This window comes from Bradyrhizobium sp. 45 (genome assembly GCF_023073155.1).
GTDB lineage: Bacteria > Pseudomonadota > Alphaproteobacteria > Rhizobiales > Xanthobacteraceae > Bradyrhizobium > Bradyrhizobium canariense_D.
In genome coordinates this window covers 203,483-227,623 of record NZ_JADPIX010000059.1, presented here as the reverse complement: position 1 = coordinate 227,623, position 24,141 = coordinate 203,483, and the positions used below count along the sequence as shown (strand labels likewise).

Genomic DNA, 24,141 nt, shown 5'->3' with positions numbered 1-24,141 from the left:
TGTGAACTCACTTCCTATCCGATGAAACGTCGGACCGTCTCAATGAATTTGCCGACCGAGATCGGCTTGGACAAATAGGCCTCGCAGCCGCCCTCGCGGATGCGCTCTTCGTCGCCCTTCATCGCGAACGCCGTGACGGCGACGACGGGAATGCTGCGCAGCTCCGGATCGTCCTTGATCCAGCGCGTCACCTCCAGGCCCGAGACCTGCGGCAATTGGATATCCATCAGCACGAGGTCGGGCCGCATCTTGCGAACGAGGTCGAGCGCCTCGTAGCCGTTGCTGGTGCCGGTGGTCTGGTAGCCGTGCGCCTCCAACAGGTCGCGGAAGAGCTTCATGTTGAGCTCGTTGTCTTCCACGATGAGGACGGTCTTAGCCATCCCGCCCTCCTGATTGGTCCGCAGACCGATGCATGTGACGCCTCAGGCGCCGGTCGCCGGCGCTTCGAAAACTGGATTCAAACTAGCCTCGAATTCGCTTGAGTTTCGTTAAACCCGAGGGCCGACTTTCTGCGATGTGGTTTCCAGTTGCTTGTCGGGGGTCGCAAGACTTGGGTAAGAGACTGGGCAAGAGACTTGGAAACGAGACTCGGGCATGGTGGCCCCAAAGTAGACACCGAAAGTTAACGGAAAGGCAAACCGGCCACGTGAAAAAGCCTGTTCACAACCCGCGCGAAGTCGCTGAAATCGTTGCGCTTCAGGCGCTGTCTTTCGTTGCGGGCGAACCCGAGCGGCTGGGCCTGTTCCTGGCCGAGACAGGGGTCGGCCCGGAGATGCTGCGCAATGCCGCCTCGGACCCCAATTTCCTGCTGAGCGTGCTGGATTTCGTGATGCGCGACGACGCCACCGTGAAGGCTTTTGCCAGCACGGCGGAACTGCATCCGACCAACGTTGCCGCAGCGCGGCAGGTTCTCGGCGACGCGCTCGGCGACCCCAATTGGGAGCGCGACGTGCCGTGACCTCCTTGGAGACGGCCGGGCCCCGCTGCTTCTGCCGGGATTGTTCGGCCGATCTGGATATGGGCGTGCGGCGCTGTTCCGCCTGCGGTTCCCCCCGCCTCGCCCGCCACCGCGCGCTCGCAAGCCTGACCATCGCCCATATCGACTGCGACGCCTTCTACGCGACCGTCGAGAAGCGCGACAATCCCGACATCGCCGACAAGCCCGTGATCATCGGCGGGGGCAAGCGCGGCGTGGTGTCGGCCGCCTGCTACATCGCCCGCACCTACGGCGTGCGGTCGGCCATGCCGATGTACAAGGCGTTGGAAGCCTGCCCGCATGCAGCCGTGATCCCGCCGAACATGGCGAAATATGTCCGGGTCGGGCGCGAGGTGCGCCAGGCCATGCAAGCGCTGACGCCGCTGGTCGAGCCGCTTTCGATCGACGAGGCGTTCCTCGATCTCTCCGGCACCGAGCGGGTGCACGGCATGATCCCGGCCAAGGTGCTGGCGCGGTTCGCACGCAACATCGAGCGCGACATCGGCATCAGCGTCTCGGTCGGCCTCTCCTGCAACAAGTTCCTGGCGAAGATCGCCTCCGACCTGGACAAGCCGCGCGGGTTTGCTGCGCTCGACCAGGACGAAGCGCGCCTGATGCTGGCGGAGAAGCCGGTCGGTTTCATTTTCGGCGTTGGACCCGCGACGCAGGAGCGTCTGGTGCAACGCGGCTTCCGCATCATCGCGGACCTGCAGAAGGCCGACGAGATCGAGGTGATGCGGCAGTTTCCGAGTGACGGCCGCAGGCTGTGGCGACTCGCGCGCGGCATCGACGACCGCCGCGTCGAGCCCGATCGGGGCGCCAAGACGATTTCGAGCGAGACGACGTTCGAGACCGACATCCGGGACTTCGCGACGCTGGAGAAGATTTTGTGGCGGCTGTGCGAAAAGACGTCGTCTCGCCTTAAGAGCAGCGAGCTCGCCGGCCTGACCGTCACGTTGAAGCTGAAGACCGCCGATTTCCGCCAGCGCACCCGCTCGCAGTCGATCACGGCCCCGACGCAGCTTGCCGCGAAGATCTTCTCGATCTGCCGCGAGATGCTGGCGAAAGAGATCGACGGCACCGCCTTCCGCCTGATGGGCGCCGGCGTCAGCGCCCTGCGCGAGGGTTCAGTCGCCGACGACACCGACATGCTCGACCGCCGCGCCGCCCATGCCGAGCGCGCGGTGGACAGCTTGCGCAAGAAATTCGGCAGCGCCGCAGTGATCCGCGGCATCGCGTATGAGGGGCCGGAAAAGGCGCAGGAGTGATGACAGGCGAACGCGACCTCCACGCACTGCTGAGACACATGAAGCCGGAGATGCGGCCGGGCATCTTCGTGTTCTGCACGATCCCGACGAACGAGCCAGTTCCCGCAGCGCTCAGTCCACTGCTGACGTTTTGCGAGCAGGAAGGAACGACGCTGGTGCTCCTGCGCGAAGAGGCCGAAGCGGCAGGACTACGCCACGCATTTGCATCGTGCCTGATCACCCTGACGGTTCACTCCGCGCTCGATGCGGTCGGCTTCCTGGCGGCGATCACGGCACGTCTCGCCGCAGCCGGCATCAGCGTGAACGCCGTTTCGGCGTTCCACCACGATCATTTGTTTGTGCCGGCAGACAGGGCTGACGACGCGATGGTTCTTCTGCGAGAGATGTCCAACGCAACACACTTGTAGCGAAAGATCTCAATCCGCGACAGCCACCGCCTCGATCTCGATCATCCATTCCGGCGCGGCGAGCGCCGAGACGCCGACCAGCGTGCTCGCCGGCGGCTCCATGCCTTCGAAGAAGGCCGAGCGGGCCTTGCCGATGATCGGGCGCAGCTCCGGCTTGTAGTTCACGACGAAGGTCGTGATCTTCACGATATTGGCGTAGCTCGCGCCGGCTGCTTTCAGCGCGTGCCCGAGATTCTGCATCACCTGCGTGGTCTGCGCGGCGATGTCGCCCTCGCCGACGATCCGCCCCTCCTCATCCACCGACACCTGGCCGGAGATGTAAATCGTCCGCGCCCCCGTGGCGGTGACGACATGCGAATAGGCGGGATTGTGATGCAGGCCGCTGGGACGGAGATGATCGAGCTTGGGCATGACGAGCCTCCCGGATGTTTGTGGTTGGGAGGAGCGTAGCCAGAGACCGCGTTGCAGGCCAGCCCTCAATTGCAGGGCTTGCTGTCCTTCGCGTCGAACTTGCCCATCGCGCCCGAAATCACAAAATCGTTGTAATCGAGCACAAGCTGGCGCGAGACGCCGTTCTCGTAGAGCTCGAACGCCATCGCATAGACCGGCGTCTGCTCGCCTTCCTTCTGCTGGGCCTCACGATCGAAATAGCTGACGGTGACGGGCCAGCGCTTGAGGGACTTCATGTGCTCGTCGGACGTCGAGGGATCGGGCGAGCCTTCGCGTTCGGCGGGGATCGGCTGGCCGATCACGGTCAGCGTGTTGTAGACCTTTTGGCCATCGTCGGAGCCGTCATAGACGGAGAGTTCGAGCAGCGACTTGCCGTCCTTGGCGGCGGCAATGATGCGCTGGATCTGTTCGGTCGGGAATACGATCTTGCCGTCGAGCGTAAAGCTCTTCGGGGCCGGCAGCTTCAGCTTGACGTTGATGTGGTCGCCGTCGCGCTCAGCCGAGCCGTCGACCCGGCCGGCATCCGCCTCGTTCATCCGCGTCTCGATCTTGAAGCGGTAGCTTTTGCCGCCGGCGTCCTCCCAGGAATTGGAGCGGAGGTCGCTGAGCGTGACCTTGCCCTCGCCGCTGTCGAGCTCGGAAACCTGGCGGAATTCGGAGGTGTAGCCCTCGCACGAACTTCCGGTGAAATTGTAGAGGATGCGGCCGCGCGCGCTGTTGATCGAATTCGAGCGCGATTTCACCAGGCTCAGATCATAGAGCGCCTGATGCGCGAGAAACGGACCGTTCGCGGCCAACGCCCCGCCTCCGGGGCCGAGAGCGGCCGCCGCGAGCGCCGTCACACCGAGCGAAGTCCGGAAAAGGTGCAGCATGTCTGGTTCCTGAGGAAAGCGCAGATTCGACATTTTAATGACCGTTCCATTGCGTCGCAACTGAGGCCGTTTCACGTAAAGTTGCGGCCTTTGCATTGAACCTCCTGCCCTGCCTCAACAAAATGCCACCCCGACGGTTGCTTGCATGTGGCGGCACGATGGGCGAAACAGGGCCCGCCCGGCCTGCAAGGGATGCGCCGGGGCGGATGGATTTTTGGACAACGAGGTCGGACATGGCGGGCACGGTCGAGCAGAAGCTGGCGGAACAGGGCATCAAGCTGCACGAGGCCCCCACCCCCGTGGCAAACTACGTGCCGTTCGTGCGCACCGGTAATCTGCTGTTCGTCTCCGGCCAGGTTTGCTTCGATCCCGCCGGCAAGCTGATCGCCAAGGGCAAGCTCGGCGCCGGCGTGACCATCGAAGACGGCGCCGCGGCCGCCCGCGGCTGCGCCGTCAATCTGCTGGCCCAGGTCAAGGCGGCGCTGGGCGACCTCGACAAGGTCGTGCGCGTGGTGCGCCTCGGCGGCTTCATCAACTCCGCGCCGGACTTCCTGGACGGGCCGAAGGTCCTCAACGGCGCCTCCGACCTGATGGTCGCCGCCTTCGGTGACAAGGGCCGTCATGCCCGCACCACTGTCGGCGTCGCCTCCCTGCCCGCGGATGCGGCGGTCGAGGTCGAAGGCGTGTTTGAGGTCGCCTGAGGCGAATGCGCGCTCCTGATTGGCTGACAGCCCGCCCGGTCGCCCATCGTGGCCTGCACGACATTTCCCGCGGCATCGTCGAGAACATGCCGGGCGCGGTGCAGGCTGCAATTGCGGGCAATTTCTCCATCGAGGTCGACATCCAGCTCTCCGCCGACGGCGAGGCCATGGTGCATCACGACCATGCGCTCGGCCGCCTGACCGAGGCCACCGGCCCGCTGGTCGAGAAAACCGCCACTGAACTGAAGGCGCTCACGTTCAAGGACACGGCCGAGCGGATGATGTCGCTCAGCGACCTCTGCGCCCTTGTTGGCGGCCGCGTGCCGCTGGTGATCGAGGTTAAGAGCCGTTTTGACCGCGACCGCAAGCTGGTGAAGCGGATGGCCGAGGTGCTCGCGTCCTATGATGGCCCAGCGGTCGGCATGTCGTTCGACCCGGACCAGGTGCTGGCGCTGCGCGAGCTGCTGCCATCCCGCCCCCGCGGCATCGTCGCGCAACGGAGCTATCAGGACGACTACTGGGCTCACCTGACGCAGCAGCAGCGCGACAGCATGCTGTACCTGCGCCATGGCTTTCAGACCCAGCCGCAGTTCGTCGCCTTTAGGGTCGACGACCTGCCCGCCCCCGCCCCCTGGATCGCCCGCAATGTGTTCGGCTGCGCTCTACTGGGCTGGACCGTGCGTACGACCGAGCAGCGGACGCGGGTCGCGCAATATGCGGATCAGATGATCTTCGAGGGCTTCGTACCCTAGGCTTGATGTTTCCCACTCTTGAAGTCGCTGCTGCAATGCACGATCTTGGGCACGATGGCACCATCCGAAATCACCCTTGAGGCCGTACCTTCCATTGGCGAAGTATCGCCGGACGACTGGGACGCCTGCGCCAATCCCGGCGGCAAGTCTTGTAATGGGCATGGCAAGGGAACCTCATCCGGACTTCCAGGGGATTCCCTCGGCCTCTCAAAGCCCGGCTATAACCCCTTCGTCTCCCACGCGTTTTTATCGGCCGTTGAGAAATCGGGTTCGGCCACGATCCGCACCGGCTGGGGACCGCGGCATCTCGTGGCCAAGGTCGACGGTCGCGTCGCCGGCGTCGTGCCCTGCTATCTGAAATCGCACTCGCAAGGCGAATATGTCTTCGACCGCGGCTGGGCCGATGCCTATGAGCGCGCCGGCGGGCGGTACTATCCGAAGCTGCAGGTTTCGGTTCCGTTCACGCCGGCGACGGGACCGCGGCTGCTGGTCCGCGACGGCGTTGACCGCGAGCACATCATGGAAGCGCTGGCGAGCGGGCTGGTGGCGCTGTGCGGTGTCAGCAAGGCTTCCTCGGTGCACGTCACTTTCGCCCGCGAGGCGGAGTGGAAGCTGCTCGCCGAGCACGGCTTCCTCCAGCGCACCGACCAGCAGTTCCATTGGCACAACGAAGGCTTTGCGAGTTTCGACGATTTCCTGGCGACGCTGAACTCCCGCCACCGCAAATCGATCAAGCGCGAACGGCGCGATGCGCTGGCTGCCGGGGTAACCATCCACTGCCTCACGGGCAAGGAGATCACCGAAGATGCCTGGGAGGCCTTCTTTCAATTCTACATGGAGACCGGCTCGCGCAAATGGGGCCGGCCTTATCTGACGCGAGAATTCTTCTCGCTGATCGGCGAAACCATGAGCCAGGACGTGCTGCTGGTCATGGCACGCCGCAACGATCGCTGGATCGCGGGCGCGATCAACTTCATCGGCTCGGACACGCTGTTCGGCCGCAACTGGGGTGCGGTCGAGCATCATCCCTTCCTGCATTTCGAGGTCTGCTATTACCAGGCGATCGACTTCGCCATCAAACGCGGTTTGGCGAATGTCGAAGCCGGCGCGCAGGGCGAGCACAAGATCGCACGCGGCTACCTGCCGCGGACCACCCACTCCGCTCACTTCATCGCTGATCCGGGCTTGCGCCGCGCCATCGACGATTACCTCAAGCGCGAGCGCGCCTATGTTGCAGAAGCCGGACGGGAGCTGGCCGAGCTCGGCCCGTTCCGCAAAGGCGCCGACGAGGCGCCTTGACGGTTCGTTGCGGCTGGTGACAGTAAGCGCAAAATTCCAGGGAGCCGCCGCCATGACCGCCTACGACCCCGACAACATCTTCGCGAAGATCCTCCGCGGTGAATTCCCCTGCCACAAGGTTTACGAGGATGAGCACGTGCTCGCCTTTCTCGACATCATGCCGCGGGTACCGGGCCACACGCTGGTGATTCCAAAAGCTCCTGCCCGCAACATCCTCGACATCAAGCCGGACGACTACGCCCACGTCGCCCGCGGCGCACACAAAATCGCTGCCGCAGCGATGACGGCGTTCAAGGCCGACGGCATCACCGTGCAGCAGTTCAACGAGGCGGCCGGCGGACAGGTGGTGTTTCATCTCCACATGCACGTGATGCCGCGCCACGACGGCGTGGCGATGCTTCCGCCCGCCAGCCGCAAGGAAGACGTCAAGGTGCTGGAAGAGAACGCGACCAAGCTGATCGCGGCGTTGAAGGCGGGCTGACGCTCTCCACTGGTCATTCCGAGCGCAGCGAAGCAATCCAGACTGCCTCCGCGGCTACAGTCTGGATTGCTTCGTCGCAAGAGCTCCTCGAAATGACGGAGGAGACACTTCACTCCGTCTGAAAATCTCCAGGCTGCGGGGCGGCCAGCGGCGTGAACTCGCAACGATCTGGTTTGATGTCGATCAGCGGCGTGTTGTCGAGGCAATCGAGCCCGCGCACCAGAATCGCGTTGCCCTCGATGCCGACCAGCTTCACGATCGACGTGCCGATCGGATTAGGGCGCACCGGCGAGCGCAGCGAAAACGTGCCGCGGGTCTTCTCGTTGTTCTTAGGGCTTTGCAGGACGATGTCGCGGCGCGACTTGTCGAGCCAGTAAAGCACTTCGAGATTGCTGTAGAAATCGACGCCCTTGATCGCCGGCACGAATGGCTCGAAGATCTCGAGCCGACATATCGGGCCGTCTGTCCGGCCCTGCCGCGGGGTCTCCATCCGCGAGCTCCAGGGCGTGCGGATGCGGCCGATGAAGACGAGGCCGGCATCTTGCGTCGGCGGCAGCTCGATGGAGACTTCACCCTCGCGGAGCTGGTTTTCGCGAACCATATGTCCAATTCCCTGCTGTTCGCCGGCGGTTTTAGCCCAACCACCACTTGCCGGCCAGCATGAAGACTTCGCCCGCGACCACGCCCGCGAAGATCGAGCGGCGGGCCAGCAGGAAGACGACGAGGCCGGCGCCGACCGCACCGTAGCGCAGGGCGTCCGGCACGCTCGCAAGCGCCCCAGGGGGCTCGACCACGATCTGGGCGATGACGCCGGCCAGGATCGCCGTGGCGACCGCCCGTACCCAGACCAGAAGCTCGGAGCCCTCGTCGATGCCGCCGCCGAACCACAGGCCCAGCATGCGCCATATCTGGTTGGGAACAACGCCGGCGACGAACAGCACCGCCAGGGCGTGCCAGTCGCCAATGAGCTGCGCAAAGCTCATGCGCGCACCTCCCGCCACCAATGCACGCCATAAGCAATCGTGCCAGCCGCGAGGCCGCTGACGAGGATGTCGAGGCCGGAGTTCATCTTCGCGGCCAGCGGATACAGCAATATGCCCAGCGCGAGGGCGACGACATCGGCGACCTCGCGGCTGTTGCGTGCGGTCGAGAACAGGAAGGACAGCGGCGTCAGCAAAAGGATCGCCGCGCCAAGCGTCTGAGTCAGATTGGCGGCAAGGAAATAGCCGACCGCATTGGCGGTGAGACACACCGAGACAAGACCGAAGCCAAGTCCGTTGACGAAGGCGATCCGGCGTTCACGCGGTACCTGCGGCAGGAAGCGATGGCATTCGACCCACAGTGTCACCGCGGTGAGATGCGCCGCGAAAAACAGCTCGCGCCGTTTCGTCGTCGGCGTGCGCATCAACGGCAGCACCGAGACCACCATCGGAAACAGCCGGATCGCACTGACGGTGACCGCGATCGCGGACTGGACGATCGTCGCGCCGGAGCCAAGCGTGGTGATCAGGATGATCTGCGCCGGACCTGCCCAGACGAACAGCGTCGAGCAGAGCGCCCAGAGCAGGCTGAAATGTGTGTCGTGGGCGAGCGCGCCGATGCCGAGATAGGTCACGAACAGCACGAGCGTGAGGATGGTCTGCGTGATCGAGCGCAGCCCCCACGCAAAGGCGCGCCAGGGACTTTGCCATTGAGGTGAATCGAGCGGAGGAAGCGCCACGGGGAGTCTTGGCCGGATGAGGAATCGTGCCCGCATAACGGGCAATGCGGCGCCTCGCGTCAAGAAAGCGCACGGCGGGGCTGGCATGCACGCTGGGACAGATGCCCTACCCGCTCACACCGCGATTCTTCAGCACGAAGCACGCCCCGCCGGCCTTGCGAATGCGACCGCAGAGTTCATCCGCCTCGCTCCGCGTATCGGCGCCGATGCGCACCTGGTAGAAGGCGCGCGTGCCGCGGCTGCGCATCACCGAGCTGAGCAGGCTCGGATCACGTTCGCCGATCACGGCGCTCAGCCGCGTGACCGCGCGGGAGTACATCGCCAGCGCGCGGTTGCGGTCAAAGCCCGCGGCGAGCTGCACGCCCCAGACCTTTGCAGCCGCAAGCTCCACATGCTGCTCGAGCTCGGCGACGAAGGCATTCGGCGCGCGCTTCAAAAGCGCCATCAGATCGCGGCAGCTCGTCGGCGGCACGCTGGGCGGCCCCTTGCCGGTCGCGCCTGCCTTGGCCCACGCATCGACGCTCGTGCCGGTGATCGCAAGAACGTAATTGCGGGTCTGCTCGGGCATGCCGCCGGTGCCGGCGAGCCATTCCTGCACCCGGCGCGGCCCGGCATTGTAGGCGGCCGCCGCCAGCCCGAGATTGCCGAACTGGTTGCGCAGCTCGTTCAGGAATTCCGCCGACTTCGGCAGCGCCTGCACCGGATTGAAGGGATTGAGCAGCCCGCGCTCGCTCGCGGTGCCCGGCATGAATTGCGCGATCCCCTGCGCCCGCTCGCCGCTGCGCGTCACCGGCCCGACCGCATCGGTCTGGAAGCGGCTTTCCTGCCAGATCACGCGGGCGAAGAACTCCAGTGGAAGATTGGCATCGCGCGCCGCGGCCTCGATGATCAGGCAGATCGACTCCCGCGTGTCGCTCTCCCGCGCACCGGGCTTCTCCGGCTGCACAGCGAGTTCTTCGACGCTGGGGATGGCAACGTCGGTCTTGGCGGGCGAACTGTCCCATGCCGCGGCCTGGGTCGACGAGACAAGCAGCGCGGAGATGATGCACATCGCAATCTGCACCCATCGCGCGCAGGCACGGCGGTGGCGCGCCTCGGCGCGGCATGCGACAGTGTGATCAACAATGTTGTGGCATCGTGCCATGGTTCGACGGGTCGCCAATATCATGCTGCCTGACCTGCTTCTCCCAATGCGTTACCCCGCCAAACGGATCCGCGCGATCCTTGTCCTCGCCGCGCTCATCCTGAGCGTCGCGCCAGCCGCCGCGCAGGTGACGTCTCAAGTCGCGTCTCAAGTCAATTGGCGGATGACCACGGAATACCCTGAGAATAACATCTCCGGGATTGGGCTGGCGACTTTCGCCAGCCGCGTCTCCGACCGTACCCACGGCTTCGTGACCGTGACTAACGCCTTCGACAACCAGCTCAAGATCAACTCGGGCGAGATGCCGCGCGCGGCGCTGGACGGCCGGATCGCGGGCGGCGATGCCTTCGCGGGCGCGCTCTCGGGCCTCGACCCTGTGCTCGGATTGTCCACCCTGCCTTTTCTCGTGCAATCGGTGGATCTCGCCCGGGCCACCAATCTGCGGGCGCGACCGCTCTATGAGAAGGCGCTGGCTGCGCGCGGCCTCAAGCTGCTCTATGTGACGATCTGGCCGGCCAGGGGCCTCTGGTCGGAGCAGTCGCTCGACGGTGCTGACGACCTGCCGAAACTGAATCTGCGAACCTACGATGCCAATTCCACCGAGGTCATGCGCGCAGCCGGCGCGAACGCGCAATTCCTGCCGATGGATGCGGCGCTCGCCGGACTGAGGGAACACCGGCTGAATGCCTTCCTCACCTCCGGCGACGGCGGCGCGGGACGCAAATTGTGGGACTTCCTGCCGCATTTCACGGCCATCAACTACGCGATGCCAATCTCGATCGCCTTCGTCCGCAGCGACGCCTTTGCCGAACTGTCCGAACCGATGCAGCGCGAGGTGCTGGCGGCGGCGGCCGAGACTGAGCAGAGCCAGCTGGCGCTATTGAGCCACCGCACCATCGAGAACTATCCGCGCATGCGCGACAATGGCGTCCATATCGCCGAGCCGGCGCCTGCGTCCCTTGTCACGGAGCTGCGGAAGGCAGCAACGGGCGCGATCACCGCCTGGGAAACCCGGGCAGGCGCGGAGGCGACCGCCATCGTTGAATGGGCGAGACAGCAATGAGGGAGCGGTAGCGGCGCTCCGCTGGTCTCGCTGCCTACCGCCTTAGTTTTTGACCGCAACCGGGATTTCGCCCCGGATGGCGCCGTCGAGGGCATCAATCAGCGCCTGGATCTCGATAAACTCGTTGCGCGCTCGCTCGGCCGTGTCGCGCTCAAAGGGGGCGGCCAGCACTTTCGCATGCGCGTCCCTGTCCTCGATCATGCGCTCACGGGCCTTCTTCAGGGTTTCAAGTCGCTCGCTCATCCGGCCTCTCCTGAAAAAATCGTCTCGATCCCTCGTCCGGACTCGTTGATCGACGAGCGCGGCGAACGAGCAACCCTCAACAGCCGCGGCAGATGTTCTTCAGCTTCGCCGCGGTTCTGGCCTCTTCCGCCACGAACGGGTCCTTGTAGGCAGCACGGGACCCATCGCCTTCCGCAGCAGCGGGCTTTTTTTCCTTCGGAGGAAACGCAGCATCGTAGCAGGCGAGACGTCCGCTCGTGCTTTCGATCGCCCGGCAGTCCGGTCCTGCCGCGACAGCGCCTTGCGACAGTGTGCCAAGTATCAATGTGCCAAGCATCAATGCGACGAGAAGCGCTCTCCGGCGGATCCAGTCGACCAGACGAAATCGAGTCATGCACGCTCCTGCTCAGTCGGCGGGAGCGCTGGTGACCCTCAGTCACCGGTCGATGCCAATGGAAAGGCGGTGATGGCGCGACTCTACGCTTCCCTCCCGCGAATAGCGAGCTTTAAGGGATACGCGGTATCGGGAAGGCGATTTTCGGCGTGACAATGGTTGCGCGTTTGCCTTGGCCCCCGGCCTCGTTTAGGTCTGGCAATAGGCGGCGGTATCAACACAGGCGCGACAATATGGTGACCATTTATTTCGATCTCGACGGCACGCTGACCGACCCGAAGCCCGGGATCACGCGCTCGATCCAGTACGCCCTGGAGCGGCTCAACGTTGCGGTTCCGAGCGAGGACGAGCTGACCTGGTGCATCGGGCCGCCGCTGCATGCCAGCCTGCAAAAGCTCACGGGCAGCGCGGAACTCGCCGACCGGGCGCTGCTGCTCTATCGCGAGCGCTTCAGCGACGTCGGCCTGTTCGAGAACGAAGCCTATGCCGGTATCGTGGACACGCTGACAACGCTTGCCGCGACAACACCGCGCATGTTCGTGGCGACCAGCAAGCCCGCGGTCTACGCCACCCGTATCGTCGAGCATTTTGGCCTGAAACCGTATTTCGAGCGGGTGTTCGGCTCCGAACTCGACGGCACGCGCGTCGACAAGCGCGACCTGCTGCGCTACGCGCTCGACGAAGCCAGGGTCGATCCCGCCAGCGCGATCATGATCGGCGACCGCAGCCATGACGTGGTCGGCGCCCGCACCAACGGCATGACCGCGATCGGCGTGCTCTATGGCTACGGCAGCGAGACCGAGCTGCGGGACGCCGGCGCGCATCACATCTGCGCCGCGCATCCCGAGCTGCTCGGCCATTGCGTGATCTAACTCTATCAAGCGGCGACGGTCTCCACCGCCGCCAGCATGCCGGTCTTGGCGTGACAGTTCAGGTACTCGAAGAACTGCTCGTCGGCAGCAGCCACGGTGACCTCGTGGTAGAGCCGCAGTTTTGCCGAGGGGCCGAGCGTCGACAGGTACTTCATCGCGGCGCCGAATATCCTGACGTGGGTCGGATGCGATTCCGCCCACCGCTCCAGCGCCGCCAGGCTCTTCCACCAGCTTTGACCGTAGGACTTTTCACTCGCGTCCCCGCCGGCTGCAAGCACGCGCATGTAACGGTTGGCGTAACAGCCGATGCCAAGGCCGTCATCGCGCAAGAAATCCATGCCCTCGCGCAACACCGGTTCGACGTCGTCGAGATAGAGCTTTCGTTCCGAGGTTTCGGTATCGCTCCAATCCTGGCCTGATCGGATCAGACAGAGATTGTCGTGCGCCTTCACGCGCAGCCGCGCGCCGTCGCGGATCAGCTCGGGATTGCCGCCCGGCGACATCGGATCGGTCTGTGACAGCGGGATGCGGTCGCGCATGCCGCCCCAATAGGCGTGCTCCTGCACCTCGCCGCTCATGCCGCCGGAGATTGCGGCGACGCCCTCGGGCCGGCCGAGCGAGGAAAACAGCGTCTCGTGCCGCGCCACCGTGGGGCGCAGCACCTCGATGAACGTGCCGATGCCCTCGGGCTGCGCTCCGGTCCAGGCCTCGCGCGCCGATGCAAACCATTTGTCGAACCGCGCAATGTCGTCCCAATAGGCCACCGAGACGACGTTCTCGTAGCCTGCCTGATCAACATATTGCGCCCGGTCCCAATGCGAAGGACCGCCTTCCGCGGCAAACCGCGCCGCGATTTCGGCGAGAGCGTCCGTTGCAGCAGCTGCCGCCGTGCCGCGATACTGAAGGCCGAAATAGGCCATCACGACCCGGTTCACGGAAGGCTTATAGCGCGCCACGAAGGACGGGTATGGCGGCTCGTAATCGTCCGGCACGCGCTTGTGGCGCGTGCGCGGCGTCTCGAGATGCAGAGGAATTGCGGATTCCATGATCGTGCCTCCCTCGATTGCGGCGATCAGCTCGCCGCCGCGGCAATGTCCGTGGGCTCGACGGTGTCGACCGGCAGCGCAAACTGCTCGACGCGCTGGTATCGCTTCTTGTTGAGCAGGAGCCGGGTCACGTCGGGGCGCGAATAGTGCCCGGCTGGATCAGCGGCGTTCTTGGCGACGCCGATGGCGCCAAGATCGATCTCGGCGATCAAGAGGCCCTCCTGGTCCGGCGCGAGCTTATCGCCGATCTGGCTGCCATCGGGGCCGTAGATCGCAGCGAAGCCGCCGCCGGCATGCAGCAGCGCGTGCTTGTCCGGCCGATCACAGAGCTCGTCGATCATGGCTTGCGAGACCGTCGCGCAAGGCGCGAGCACGAAGCAGGAGCCCTCGACCGCATAGACGCGCGAGGCGGCGTTGTTCACCTCGGCGCCGAGCGCCGGCGCGAAAGGATCGTAGAGCGAAAAGCTCGGCCAGGCCGCGACATGGACCTGCTCATTCTGGGCATACATGGCGTATTTCGACAGCGGCTGGAGATGCTCCCAGCAGCACAGGGCGCCGATGCGGCCGATGTCGGACCGCGCGTGCACGGCGAGATCGCTGCCGTCGCCCTCGCCATAGACCGTGCGCTCGGCATGGGTCGGCCGCAACTTGCGGCGCTTTGCGATGGTCTCGCCATCGGGCCCGATCAGCCATTGCGCCAGATAGAGACTGCCGCCGTCGCGCTCGGACAGACCGAGCACGGCAGTGAGCTTGGCCTTGCGCACTGCGTCGCGCAGCCGCTCGGCCTGCAGACTGTCATAGGACAGCGAATTGTCGAAATAGCGTTGCACGAAGCCACGACCGATCGCCCAGGCCGGCGAATCCATCCAGATGTGCCAGGGGTAGCCGGGGATGAAGGCTTCCGGAAAAGCGATCAGCTTGGCGCCCTTCTCGGCGGCGTCCCTGATCAGGGCGATTGACTTGTCGATCGAGGCGTCGAGATCGAGCCAGGCGGGCGCCGCCTGCACCACCGCGACCTTGTATTTCGGATGTTCGATGCCCATTCCCGCCTCCTTGCCGGTTGATCGGAAGCCAGGTCCGATGCAGTCTATTTGACCAAGCCGGGCGGCGGGCGCTCGACCGCGGCGGAACAAAAACTCGACCGGACGGGATTCACCGACCCGGTACGGGATTTGCCTTCGTCAGTCGGGACCAGCGCCGACACGCGATTTTGCGGGATGTGAAAGGGAGGCTCTGCAGATGCCAATCCAGTTCACCACGGACGACAGCCCAGGCCACCGCCGGCTTGCGCTCTGGCAGGATATCGTTTGCGACGTCTTCGTCGGGCTCGACTGCAGGTCCGATCTTGGCAGCGCCTTTCGGGGCACGGTCACCCGGGCGCCACTGGGCAAGGCGGAATGCTCCGAGGTCTGCTCCGACCGTCAACACGTGTTGCGCACGCCGTCGCGCATCGCGCGCTCGGATCAGGACTTCATCCTGATCGCGCTCGGCAATCGCGGCGCCGGCGGCGTGGTGCAGGACGGCCGCGAGGCCGTGGTCAGTCCGGGAGAGTTTGCGCTCTATGACACCACCCGTCCCTACGAGCTGAAATTCGACGGCATCTTCACGCAGACCATCTTCAAGGTGCCGCGCGAGATGCTGCAGCGCCGGCTCGGCGCGACCGAAACTCTTACTGCCACCTCTTTCGGGCCGGACTCGCCACTGCAGAGGATCGCCTACGATTTCATCTACCGGCTCTGCCAGAGCGCGGATCAGATCGATCTGCACCACGCCGCCGCTCTGTCGGAACAGGCCGTCGATGTCCTGGCGATGGCGCTGGGCGAGCGGCTGGGCAAGACGCCGCTGCCGTCCTCGACGCATCGCTCCGCCCTGCTCTACCGACTGAAGGCGTATATCCGGGCTCATCTTGCCGATCCCGACCTCTCGCTGTCCGAGACCGCAGCGGCGCTCGGCATCTCGTCCCGCTATGTCAACGATCTCCTGGCTGACGAGGACACCTCGTTCCAGCGCTACGTCCTCGGTGAGCGCCTCGCTCAATGCAGGCGCGACCTCGCCTCCCCCGTGCTCGCTCACCGCCACATCAGCGAGATCGCCTTCGCCTGGGGCTTCAACGACCTCTCGCATTTCGGCCGCGTCTTCCGCGAGCATTTCGGGATGTCACCGCGCGACTTCCGGCAGAGCCAGTCGCGGCATTGACGTCCGGGCAGCCAATGGCCCGAGCCTTCGCTTCAGGCGAAGGCCGTGCTCGTGAATTCCAGATTGTCAGGTGCTGCAGCCGGGATCAGGCTCTGCACATGAGAACCAACGCCACGATAAGCGGATCGGAAGTCTTGCTCGGCGTGATCGCGATCCGGCTCGCGGTGCTTGTTGCGTTGGGCTGGAGCCTGACGCTCCTGCCGCGGCCGGCGCGCGAGAGCGAGGCCACCTGCCTTCAATCACCAGTAACGAGGGGCGCGGCTCGGCTTCCGGCGACGACGGCCAGCCCCGCGCGTGACTGACGCGGCATTCGATGACATGCGTCTGCACGACTAGGCCGTTTCCGAGCAAGGCCGGTATGTGAACGCGAGGTAGGACACGGCGCAGCCTTGCATTACGATCCGGCAGAGGTCGCGGGGATCAATCAGCGGCCAGCCGAGGAGCAAATCGATGGAATACCGACGCTTGGGCCGCTCGGGCCTCATGGTGCCCGCCTTGAGTCTTGGGACCGGCACCTTCGGCGGCGTGGGCCGCCTCGCTGCGTGGGGCACCACCGACGCGACCGAAGCCCGGCGCCTTCTGGATATCTGCCTCGATGCCGGCGTGTCGATGTTCGACACCGCGAACGTCTATTCGCTCGGCGAGTCCGAGCGCGTTCTCGGCGAAGCCATCAAGGGCCGCCGCGACAAGGTTTTGGTTTCGACCAAGGCGACGTTCCGCTTCGGCGACGGCCCCAACGACATCGGGTCGTCGCGGCAGCATCTGCTTACAGCCATCGACGCTTCGCTGAGCCGGCTCGGCACCGATTACATCGACCTGTTCCAGCTTCACGGCTTCGACGCCTTCACCCCGCCTGAAGAGGTGCTCGCGACTCTCGATGTGCTCGTGCGCGCCGGCAAGATCCGCTACGTGGGCGTGTCGAACTTTTCGGGCTGGCACCTGATGAAATCGCTTGGCGTTGCCGACAAGCATGGCTTCCCGCGTTACGTCGCCAACCAGACCTATTATTCACTGATCGGGCGCGACTACGAATGGGAGCTGATGCCGCTCGGCCTCGACCAGGGCCTCGGCGCGGTGGTCTGGTCGCCGCTCGGATGGGGACGCCTCACCGGAAAGATCCGCCGCGGCCAGCCAAAGCCTGACGTAAGCCGCTTGCCCAAGACGGCCGAGTTCGGCCCGCCCGTGCCGGACGAGCACGTCTATCGCGTCGTCGATGCGATCGACGAGGTCGCCAGGGAAACGGGCAAGAGCGTCTCGCAGATCGCGCTGAACTGGCTGCTGCAGCGTCCGACCGTCTCGACGCTGATCATCGGCGCGCGCAACGAGACGCAGCTGCGCGAAAATCTCGGCGCGGTCGGCTGGTCATTGACCAAGGACCAGATCGCCAAGCTCGATGCGGCGAGCAAGGTGACGCTGCCCTATCCTTACTGGCACCAGCGCACAACTTTCACCGACCGCAATCCGCCGGCGGTGTAGAGACCGGCACGCCGGCGCAGTCCGGCTTGAGCTGCATCAAGCCGGCCCGCGCCGACAGTGGCATCGTGCGCTCACGCGAGGCAGCCGATGCGCCGATTTGCCATGAAGGCCCTGTTCACCGCTCTCAATCTCAACCGCGCCGAGCGGAGCGGATCGATTGGGAGCGCACCATCCTGATCGTCTCGACCGCGGTGACGGTTGGGCTCGGCGCGCTCTATGTGTTCGGGAAGTCGACCTCCCGCTGGTGAGCCGCGAGGCCGTGCCGACCCATGCCCGCGGTGCCGGGAGACCCGCTCCCGGCGCAGGAACCGCCCGTATCCTGCCGGGTTGCGATGCATCTCGCAATTTCCTAATCCGGAGACGAACCACGGCTCGAATCAAGCACGCCGCCATCATGTTGCCAGCCTCCATGGAGCACGCCGACGGCCTGCCGCAGCCGCAGCGTGGCCAGGCGGTCCTGACCATTGCGCTCGGCATTATCATGGCAGTGGTCGACAGCGCCATCGCCAACGTCGCGCTGCCGACGATCGCGGCCGACCTCGACGCCAGCCCGGCGTTCTCGATCTGGATCGTCAACGGCTACCAGCTCGCGATCACGATCTCGCTGCTGCCGCTGGCTTCGCTCGGTGAGATCGTCGGCTATCGCCGCGTCTATCTGGTCGGCCTGGTGCTGTTCACATTTGCCTCCGCACTCTGCGCGCTGGCGCACACGCTGCCGCTCCTCACGATTGCACGCATCGTGCAGGGGTTCGGCGCGGCCGGCATCATGAGCGTCAACGCAGCGCTGGTGCGTTTCACTTACCCACGCAGCCAGCTCGGCCGCGGCATCGGGCTCAACGCTCTCGTCGTCGCCTTCTCAGCCGCGGTCGGCCCGACGCTCGCCGCCGGTATCCTGGCGTTCGGCAGCTGGCCCTGGCTGTTCGCCATCAACGTTCCGCTCGGCGTGGTGACATTGGTGCTGGGCCTGCGCAGCCTGCCGCACACCAGGCCTGCGAGCCATTCCTTCGACTGGCAGAGCGCGGGGCTGTCCGCGATCACCTTCGGCGTCGGCATCGCGGCCGTCGATAGCGTCGGTCATGGCGAAGCCGCGATCACCTGCCTCGTGCAGTTCGCCATCGCGCTCGTCGCCGGCGCGCTGCTGATCTACCGCGAGACCCACATGGCCTCGCCGCTGCTGCCGATCGACCTGTTGCGCATCCCCGTGTTCGCATTGTCGATTGCGACTTCGATCGCCTCGTTCTGCGGGCAGATGCTGGCCTTCGTCGCGATCCCCTTCTATCTCCAGAGCCGCTTCGGCTATTCGGCGGTGCATATGGGCCTCTTGATCACGCCGTGGCCGATCGCGTTGGCGTTCGCAGCCCCCCTCGCCGGCCGCCTGGTGGAGCATTATCCGGCCGGCCTGCTCGGCGGCATCGGCCTTACGCTGTTCGCCTGCGGCCTCGCTGCGCTCGCCTTGCTGCCGGCTGCGCCCACGCCGCTCGACGTGGTCTGGCGGATGGCGCTGGCCGGCGCCGGCTTCGGCCTGTTCCAGACCCCCAATAACCGCACCATGATCGCGGCCGCCCCGCGCGAGCGTGCCGGCGGCGCCAGCGGCATGCTGGGGACGGCGCGGCTGCTTGGGCAGACCACCGGCGCAGCGCTGGTGGCACTCTTCCTCGGCCGCTATCCGATCGAGGGAACCAGGATCGCGTTGCTGACCGGCGTCGGCTTCGCGCTCTGCGGCGCAGCGCTGAGCATGTTGCGGCTGTCGTCCGCGGGTGCGCGCGGCGCCGAGCATGTTCGCGTGCAGGACGACCAGCGCCTGCGCGGCGAATAGCGCGCGACCATTTGGGAAGGCCGATTTCGGCTGCGTCCGCCGCGCCTCACATCTTCACCATCTCGGTGCGATATTTCGGCAGCAGTGCTGCGATCAGCTTGCCTTTCTCGGCCATCTCTTCCGGGGTCGGCTTCGGCGGTGGCGATGTGCGGCCTTCGACGGGAAAGCCAACCGCCAGGAAGAATTCGTCCTGTCCCGCTGGCGCGCACATGCAGAGCATACGGGCCGTCTTGCCGGACACGTTCTTGAACGCGTGCGGCGCGTTGGCCGGGACGTTGACGGTCGACCCCGCACTTACGGTATGGGACTTACCGCGAAAGGTGAATTCAAGTTCGCCTTCGAGCAGCGTGAACATCTCCTCGAAGTCGTGGCGGTGCGGCGGGGGCCCGCCGCCGGCGGGCACCAGCATGTCGACCAGGCAATAGCGTCCTGCGGTCTGCGCGCCCGACACCAGAACCGTGTAGGTGCCGCCGGCCACAGAGATATGCGGCACGTCAGCGCCGTCGGGATCGGCGACCGTCAGGGCGCGGCCGGGATCGTCGGCGGGGATCGAGGAAGCTGACGACGAGTTTGCAGAAGGCGTGTTGGTCATACCGGATCTTCTTGCTTATATTTGGCTGCCAACGAGAAAGGCCGGCTTCTCAGCCGGCCTTTTCAATTCATCGCGCGCAGATCAAGCCTTGACCAGCGGGCTCTTGGTCGGCCCCTTCGAGCCGCCGGGGCCACCGGGCTTGGACTTGCCCGGCGGGCGCTTGCGGGCACCCGGGAGCTTCTCCTGCTTCGGCGTGACCGGACCCTCGACGAACTCGAAGCCGATCTTGTCCTTGGTCTCGTCGGCCTCGTCCTTGACCAGAACGACGCGGACATGGCCGCCACCCTTGAGCTTGCCGAACAGCACCTCGTCGGCCAGCGGCTTCTTGATGTGCTCCTGGATCACGCGAGCCATGGGACGTGCGCCCATCTGCTCGTCGTAACCATGCTTCACCAGCCAGGTCTTGGCGGGATCGGACAGCTCGATGGTGACATCGCGATCGCCGAGTTGCGCTTCGAGCTGAAGCACGAACTTCTCGACCACCGTACCGATCACCTCAACGCTGAGATGGCCGAACGACACGACGGCATCGAGACGGTTGCGGAATTCCGGCGCGAACTGCCGGTTGATCGCCTCGTGGTCGTCGCCTTCCCGCTTCGAGCGCGTGAAGCCGAACGCCTGCTTGGCGAGATCGGACGCGCCCGCGTTCGTGGTCATGATCAGGATCACGTTGCGGAAGTTGACCTGCTTGCCGTTGTGGTCGGTGAGCCGGCCGTGATCCATGATCTGGAGCAGCACGTTGTAGAGATCGGGATGCGCCTTCTCGATCTCGTCGAGCAGCACCACGCAATGCGGATGCTGGTCGACACCGTCGGTGAGCAGGCCGCCCTGATCGAAACCGACATAGCCGGGAGGCGCGCCGATCAGGCGCGACACGGTGTGCCGCTCCATGTATTCGGACATGTCGAAGCGCAACAGCTCGACGCCGAGCGACGCCGCGAGCTGTTTCGCGACCTCGGTCTTGCCGACGCCGGTCGGACCCGAGAACAGATAGCAGCCGATCGGCTTCTCCGGCTCGCGCAGGCCGGCACGCGCCAGCTTGATCGAAGCGGCGAGCGACTCGATCGCCTTGTCCTGACCGAACACCGTGCGCTTCAGGGTCTGCTCAAGATGCTTGAGCACCTCGGCATCGTCCTTCGACACGCTCTTCGGCGGGATCCGCGCCATCGAGGCGATCGTCGTCTCGATCTCCTTGATGCCGATGGTCTTCTTGCGCTTGTTCTCGGCGACCAGCATCTGCGCCGCGCCGGATTCGTCGATCACGTCGATCGCCTTGTCCGGCAGCTTGCGGTCGTGGATGTAGCGCGAAGAGAGCTGCACCGCAGCCTCGATCGCCTCATTGGTGTATTTCAGCCGATGGTAGTCTTCGAAGTACGGCTTGAGGCCCTTGAGGATCGCGATCGCGTCCTCGACCGTCGGCTCGTTGACGTCGATCTTCTGGAAGCGCCGCACCAGCGCGCGGTCCTTCTCGAAGTGCTGGCGGTATTCCTTGTAGGTGGTCGAGCCCATGCAGCGGATGGTGCCGGAAGCCAGCGCGGGCTTGAGCAGATTCGAGGCATCCATCGCACCGCCCGAGGTCGCGCCCGCACCGATCACGGTGTGGATCTCGTCGATGAACAGGATGGCGTTGGGATGCGCCTCGAGCTCTTTCAGCACCTGCTTCAGGCGTTCCTCGAAGTCGCCGCGATAGCGCGTACCGGCGAGCAGCGTGCCCATGTCGAGCGAGAACACGGTCGCAGCCGCCAGCACCTCCGGCACCTCGCTGTCGACGATGCGCTTGGCCAGGCCCTCCGCGATCGCGGTCTTGCCGACGCCGGCCTCGCCCACGAACAGCGGATTGTTCTTCTGCCGGCGACACAGCACCTGGATCGCGCGGTTGATCTCGGAATTGCGTCCGATCACCGGATCGATCTTGCCGTCGCGCGCCTTCTTGTTGAGGTTGACGCAATAGGTCTCGAGCGCCTCGCCCTTCTTCTTGGCGTCCTCGCTGCCCTTGGTCTCGGTCTCCTCGTCGACACCGCGCACCGGCCGCGCCTCGGAGACGCCCGGCCGCTTGGCAATGCCGTGGCTGATATAATTGACGGCGTCGTAGCGCGTCATGTCCTGCTCCTGCAGGAAATACGCGGCATGACTCTCGCGCTCGGCAAAGATCGCGATCAGCACGTTGGCGCCGGTCACCTCTTCGCGACCGGACGACTGCACGTGGATCACCGCGCGCTGGATCACGCGCTGGAAGCCTGCGGTCGGCTTGGCGTCATCGGCGCCGTCCGTCACCAGGTTCTCGAATTCGGTCTCAAGATAATTGACGAGGCTCGTACGGAGCTTGTCGAGGTCGACGCTACAGGCGCGCATGACGGCGGCTGCATCGGAGTCGTCGATCAGGGAGAGCAAAAGATGCTCGAGCGTCGCGTATTGGTGATGACGCTCGTTTGCGATCGCCAGTGCACGATGCAGGGATTGTTCAAGGCTTTGGGAAAAAGTCGGCATTCGCGTCCTCTATGGCCCCCACCATCATGATCGCCATCGCCCGGTCAGGCAACAACAACCTTTGTCACATATAGTTATACAAGATCGCGGCGAAAGACCGGTTCCGCGACTCAGGCGGCTGCACAGCTACGGTATTTTTTGATGCAAAACCCGTTCCGGTTTGGGCACGATCAGCACCGGTCCGAAATTCCGTAGTTTTGCCCTCTGCAACGAACATCGCGCGCAGACATCACGCGGCAATCACACTGCGACATGCACAAGAACCGGCTTCGAATGCGCCGTAACGTGTCTTACTTCTTTTCCATCACGCATTGCAGCGGATGCTGGTGCTTGCGAGCGAAATCCATCACCTGCGTCACCTTGGTCTCGGCGATCTCGTAGGTGAACACGCCGCACTCCCCGATCCCGTGATGATGAACGTGCAGCATGATCTTGGTTGCGGCCTCGGCGTCCTTCTGGAAGAATTTCTCCAGCACATGAACGACGAATTCCATCGGCGTGTAATCGTCGTTCAGGATCAGCACACGGTACAGGTTCGGCCGTTTGGTCTTCGGCTTGACCTTGGTGATGACGGACGTGTTTGGCGCGGAAGGACCGCCGGAACGGTTCTCGTCGTTGCTCATCAGGGCAGCGTGGGCGGCGGCGGCCGCGGAGGGATCTGGTCTGGAAGACAGTTGCGGCATGGCTCAGGCGTTCAAATTCCCCACGGAAGCGTATGACGGTTCGCCGCGCAGCCCCGGCCTTCGGAGCTTCGCACAGGCGCACCGCCTTTTTGGATCGCCGCTTCCAGCCGGTCCGGTCCAAACCGGATCGGCCTCACCGAATATGGGCCTGCCCCCGGCTCGCCGCAAGCGTGCGGCAGTTCGGCCGATGCGGCCATGGCGGTCCCGATTCCCGGTCCGGGCGATCCTCACCAAGGTTAATCAATCCGGACTGATTTGACAAAAGCTTCCGCCCCGCCGGTTTAGAAGATGTTCACCAGGAACCCGGCCAGCAACGCGGCTGCGGCGGTTTCGCGCGGGCTATCTCCGGTTATCTACGGACCAATTTACCCTCAATGGCGTGACGCGAAAACGGGCAAAGGCACAGATTTCCGGGGATCGTCACGCCTCGCAGATCGACGCGCGGCAGAAGAAGCTGTGCGATAACGCCAAGGCGGCGAACATCAGGATCCATACGGTGCAGGTGAACACCGGAGCGACCCGACCTCCCGCGTGCTGCAGTATTGCGCGAGCCGCACCGACAAGTTCTATCTGATGACGAAGGCAGATCAGACGTCTCGATGTTCAAGGAAACCGGCACGCTGTGGAAGCTGCGATGGCGCGCTGAGACCTACACTTCGAGACAAACAAAAAAAGCCCGGCTACTGCAGCCGGGCCTTTGATTCCAGGACGTCAGGAAACGTTAGCTGGCGGCCGGGGTGAACTTCGACACGATGGTCTCGACCGGCTTGAACGCCTGCTTGGCGAGGTCGCTGTAAAGGCCGGCGATCTTCTGCGATTCCGCGACGAAGGACTCGTAGGCGGAACGGGCGAATTCGGTCTGCGCTTCGACGGCCTTGTCCAGCGACTTCACGCCGGAAAGCTTCTCGACGAAGGACTTGGTGTCTTCGAACGACTTCTTGGTGTAGTCGCCATAAGCGCTGGCGATCGCCTGAAGGCCGTGCTGCATCGACGTCGCGGAGGCGACGTACTGCTCGAAGTGCTCTTTCCCGTAGCCCTGAAAGTCTTCAACCTTGAACATTCGGAATCCTTTTCCCTAGCCTGTCGGAAGCCCCGGCTCCCTGACTCTGCTCACGATTAGTGCAACGCACAAAAAAGTCAAGAATTTTGTGCGTCGCACAAAATTGCGGGCAAATTTGCCAAGATTCCCGGGGTTTCCCGCAATGGTTCCTTAAGCTTTTGGAA

At 64.6% G+C, this 24,141-nt stretch carries 29 protein-coding genes; 14 read left to right on the top strand and 15 right to left on the bottom strand.

All coding sequences use genetic code 11. The features are described 5' to 3' along the window. Positions 1-14: 14 nt before the first annotated feature. Positions 15-380 carry a response regulator gene (locus tag IVB42_RS11195; RefSeq protein WP_007603272.1) on the bottom strand — a complete coding sequence of 122 codons (366 nt, stop codon included), beginning with the start codon at positions 378-380 and terminating at the stop codon, positions 15-17. A gap of 266 nt (positions 381-646) precedes the next feature. Between IVB42_RS11195 and IVB42_RS11190 the strand changes: the two genes are divergently transcribed. Genes IVB42_RS11190 through IVB42_RS11180 form a run of 3 tightly spaced genes read left to right on the top strand, consistent with a single transcriptional unit; the run spans position 647 to position 2,651 of the window. Beyond that, positions 647-958: a DUF3572 domain-containing protein gene (locus IVB42_RS11190; protein WP_027518410.1), complete on the top strand. Its 312-nt coding sequence runs from the start codon at positions 647-649 to the stop codon at positions 956-958. Next, positions 955-2,244: a DNA polymerase IV gene (locus tag IVB42_RS11185; RefSeq protein ID WP_085395620.1), complete on the top strand. Its 1,290-nt coding sequence runs from the start codon at positions 955-957 to the stop codon at positions 2,242-2,244. The genes IVB42_RS11190 and IVB42_RS11185 overlap by 4 nt, the downstream gene beginning before the upstream one ends. Next, entirely contained in the window at positions 2,244-2,651 is a 408-nt protein-coding gene (locus tag IVB42_RS11180) for an ACT domain-containing protein (protein WP_085351383.1), read from the top strand. Before IVB42_RS11185 ends, IVB42_RS11180 begins: the two co-directional genes overlap by 1 nt. A gap of 9 nt (positions 2,652-2,660) precedes the next feature. Here IVB42_RS11180 and IVB42_RS11175 read toward each other — a convergent pair whose 3' ends face one another. Together IVB42_RS11175 and IVB42_RS11170 are read right to left on the bottom strand one after the other, a co-directional pair. After that, on the bottom strand, positions 2,661-3,062 hold the full coding sequence (locus IVB42_RS11175; protein WP_085351382.1) for a RidA family protein: 402 nt from the start codon (positions 3,060-3,062) through the stop codon (positions 2,661-2,663). Positions 3,063-3,127: 65 nt separating this feature from the next. Then, positions 3,128-3,973 carry a cell envelope integrity EipB family protein gene (locus IVB42_RS11170; RefSeq protein WP_007611285.1) on the bottom strand — a complete coding sequence of 282 codons (846 nt, stop codon included), beginning with the start codon at positions 3,971-3,973 and terminating at the stop codon, positions 3,128-3,130. Between the two features lie 233 nt (positions 3,974-4,206). On the opposite strand from IVB42_RS11170, the gene IVB42_RS11165 reads away from it, so the two are divergent. Genes IVB42_RS11165 through IVB42_RS11150 form a run of 4 tightly spaced genes read left to right on the top strand, consistent with a single transcriptional unit; the run spans position 4,207 to position 7,206 of the window. Continuing rightward, positions 4,207-4,674, top strand: coding sequence for a RidA family protein (locus tag IVB42_RS11165; RefSeq protein ID WP_007611287.1), 468 nt, complete (start codon positions 4,207-4,209; stop codon positions 4,672-4,674). Between the two features lie 5 nt (positions 4,675-4,679). After that, positions 4,680-5,426: a glycerophosphodiester phosphodiesterase gene (locus tag IVB42_RS11160; protein WP_085386300.1), complete on the top strand. Its 747-nt coding sequence runs from the start codon at positions 4,680-4,682 to the stop codon at positions 5,424-5,426. 54 nt (positions 5,427-5,480) lie between these two features. Continuing rightward, a complete protein-coding gene (locus tag IVB42_RS11155) occupies positions 5,481-6,725 on the top strand; it encodes a GNAT family N-acetyltransferase (RefSeq protein WP_247399073.1) in 1,245 nt (414 codons plus the stop codon). Positions 6,726-6,777: 52 nt separating this feature from the next. Then, positions 6,778-7,206: an HIT family protein gene (locus IVB42_RS11150; protein WP_018455165.1), complete on the top strand. Its 429-nt coding sequence runs from the start codon at positions 6,778-6,780 to the stop codon at positions 7,204-7,206. A 109-nt stretch (positions 7,207-7,315) separates the two neighbouring features. Here the strand turns inward: IVB42_RS11150 and tsaA are convergent, their stop codons facing one another. The 4 genes from tsaA to IVB42_RS11130 all read right to left on the bottom strand — a co-directional run bounded on the left by tsaA (position 7,316) and on the right by IVB42_RS11130 (position 9,977). Continuing rightward, complete coding sequence (gene tsaA, locus IVB42_RS11145; RefSeq protein WP_018455166.1) at positions 7,316-7,807, bottom strand: tRNA (N6-threonylcarbamoyladenosine(37)-N6)-methyltransferase TrmO; 492 nt, start codon at positions 7,805-7,807, stop codon at positions 7,316-7,318. Positions 7,808-7,838: 31 nt separating this feature from the next. Further along, positions 7,839-8,189 (bottom strand): AzlD domain-containing protein, encoded by a 351-nt coding sequence (locus tag IVB42_RS11140; protein ID WP_085395617.1) that lies wholly within the window; start codon positions 8,187-8,189, stop codon positions 7,839-7,841. Beyond that, positions 8,186-8,926, bottom strand: a complete 741-nt coding sequence (locus IVB42_RS11135) for an AzlC family ABC transporter permease (RefSeq protein WP_247399075.1) — start codon at positions 8,924-8,926, stop codon at positions 8,186-8,188. The genes IVB42_RS11140 and IVB42_RS11135 overlap by 4 nt, the downstream gene beginning before the upstream one ends. A 106-nt stretch (positions 8,927-9,032) precedes the next feature. Beyond that, positions 9,033-9,977: a lytic transglycosylase domain-containing protein gene (locus tag IVB42_RS11130; protein ID WP_162496378.1), complete on the bottom strand. Its 945-nt coding sequence runs from the start codon at positions 9,975-9,977 to the stop codon at positions 9,033-9,035. 115 nt (positions 9,978-10,092) lie between these two features. Between IVB42_RS11130 and IVB42_RS11125 the strand changes: the two genes are divergently transcribed. Beyond that, positions 10,093-11,133, top strand: a complete 1,041-nt coding sequence (locus IVB42_RS11125) for a TRAP transporter substrate-binding protein (RefSeq protein WP_346659067.1) — start codon at positions 10,093-10,095, stop codon at positions 11,131-11,133. A gap of 42 nt (positions 11,134-11,175) precedes the next feature. On the opposite strand, the gene IVB42_RS11120 is transcribed toward IVB42_RS11125, so the two are convergent. Both IVB42_RS11120 and IVB42_RS11115 read right to left on the bottom strand, forming a co-directional pair. Continuing rightward, the gene (locus tag IVB42_RS11120) at positions 11,176-11,376 is read right to left on the bottom strand and encodes a hypothetical protein (protein WP_247399079.1); all 201 of its coding nucleotides are present in this window, start codon (positions 11,374-11,376) and stop codon (positions 11,176-11,178) included. A 76-nt stretch (positions 11,377-11,452) separates the two neighbouring features. Then, positions 11,453-11,749: a hypothetical protein gene (locus IVB42_RS11115; protein WP_085351377.1), complete on the bottom strand. Its 297-nt coding sequence runs from the start codon at positions 11,747-11,749 to the stop codon at positions 11,453-11,455. A 233-nt stretch (positions 11,750-11,982) separates the two neighbouring features. Between IVB42_RS11115 and IVB42_RS11110 the strand changes: the two genes are divergently transcribed. Further along, a complete protein-coding gene (locus IVB42_RS11110; protein ID WP_085351376.1) occupies positions 11,983-12,621 on the top strand; it encodes an HAD family hydrolase in 639 nt (212 codons plus the stop codon). Positions 12,622-12,626: 5 nt separating this feature from the next. Here the strand turns inward: IVB42_RS11110 and IVB42_RS11105 are convergent, their stop codons facing one another. Together IVB42_RS11105 and IVB42_RS11100 are read right to left on the bottom strand one after the other, a co-directional pair. Then, complete coding sequence (locus IVB42_RS11105; protein WP_247399080.1) at positions 12,627-13,667, bottom strand: phenylacetaldoxime dehydratase family protein; 1,041 nt, start codon at positions 13,665-13,667, stop codon at positions 12,627-12,629. Positions 13,668-13,693: 26 nt separating this feature from the next. Then, on the bottom strand, positions 13,694-14,710 hold the full coding sequence (locus IVB42_RS11100) for a carbon-nitrogen hydrolase family protein (protein ID WP_018455175.1): 1,017 nt from the start codon (positions 14,708-14,710) through the stop codon (positions 13,694-13,696). Between the two features lie 196 nt (positions 14,711-14,906). Between IVB42_RS11100 and IVB42_RS11095 the strand changes: the two genes are divergently transcribed. From IVB42_RS11095 to IVB42_RS11075, 5 genes are all read left to right on the top strand, one after another. After that, positions 14,907-15,863, top strand: coding sequence for a helix-turn-helix domain-containing protein (locus tag IVB42_RS11095; protein ID WP_247399082.1), 957 nt, complete (start codon positions 14,907-14,909; stop codon positions 15,861-15,863). A 98-nt stretch (positions 15,864-15,961) separates the two neighbouring features. Further along, positions 15,962-16,165 (top strand): hypothetical protein, encoded by a 204-nt coding sequence (locus tag IVB42_RS11090; protein WP_247399084.1) that lies wholly within the window; start codon positions 15,962-15,964, stop codon positions 16,163-16,165. Between the two features lie 148 nt (positions 16,166-16,313). Further along, positions 16,314-17,339: an aldo/keto reductase gene (locus IVB42_RS11085; protein ID WP_085351373.1), complete on the top strand. Its 1,026-nt coding sequence runs from the start codon at positions 16,314-16,316 to the stop codon at positions 17,337-17,339. A 26-nt stretch (positions 17,340-17,365) separates the two neighbouring features. Beyond that, positions 17,366-17,587 (top strand): hypothetical protein, encoded by a 222-nt coding sequence (locus IVB42_RS11080; protein WP_162496372.1) that lies wholly within the window; start codon positions 17,366-17,368, stop codon positions 17,585-17,587. A 146-nt stretch (positions 17,588-17,733) separates the two neighbouring features. After that, on the top strand, positions 17,734-19,155 hold the full coding sequence (locus tag IVB42_RS11075) for an MFS transporter (protein WP_247399086.1): 1,422 nt from the start codon (positions 17,734-17,736) through the stop codon (positions 19,153-19,155). Positions 19,156-19,201: 46 nt separating this feature from the next. Here the strand turns inward: IVB42_RS11075 and IVB42_RS11070 are convergent, their stop codons facing one another. The 4 genes from IVB42_RS11070 to IVB42_RS11055 form a co-directional block, all read right to left on the bottom strand. Continuing rightward, positions 19,202-19,747 (bottom strand): cupin domain-containing protein, encoded by a 546-nt coding sequence (locus tag IVB42_RS11070; RefSeq protein WP_204511403.1) that lies wholly within the window; start codon positions 19,745-19,747, stop codon positions 19,202-19,204. A gap of 81 nt (positions 19,748-19,828) precedes the next feature. Beyond that, positions 19,829-22,234: an ATP-dependent Clp protease ATP-binding subunit ClpA gene (gene clpA / locus IVB42_RS11065; protein WP_018455181.1), complete on the bottom strand. Its 2,406-nt coding sequence runs from the start codon at positions 22,232-22,234 to the stop codon at positions 19,829-19,831. Between the two features lie 290 nt (positions 22,235-22,524). Further along, entirely contained in the window at positions 22,525-22,857 is a 333-nt protein-coding gene (gene clpS, locus IVB42_RS11060) for an ATP-dependent Clp protease adapter ClpS (RefSeq protein ID WP_018455182.1), read from the bottom strand. Between the two features lie 781 nt (positions 22,858-23,638). After that, positions 23,639-23,977: a phasin family protein gene (locus IVB42_RS11055; RefSeq protein WP_007603238.1), complete on the bottom strand. Its 339-nt coding sequence runs from the start codon at positions 23,975-23,977 to the stop codon at positions 23,639-23,641. Positions 23,978-24,141: the final 164 nt, after the last annotated feature.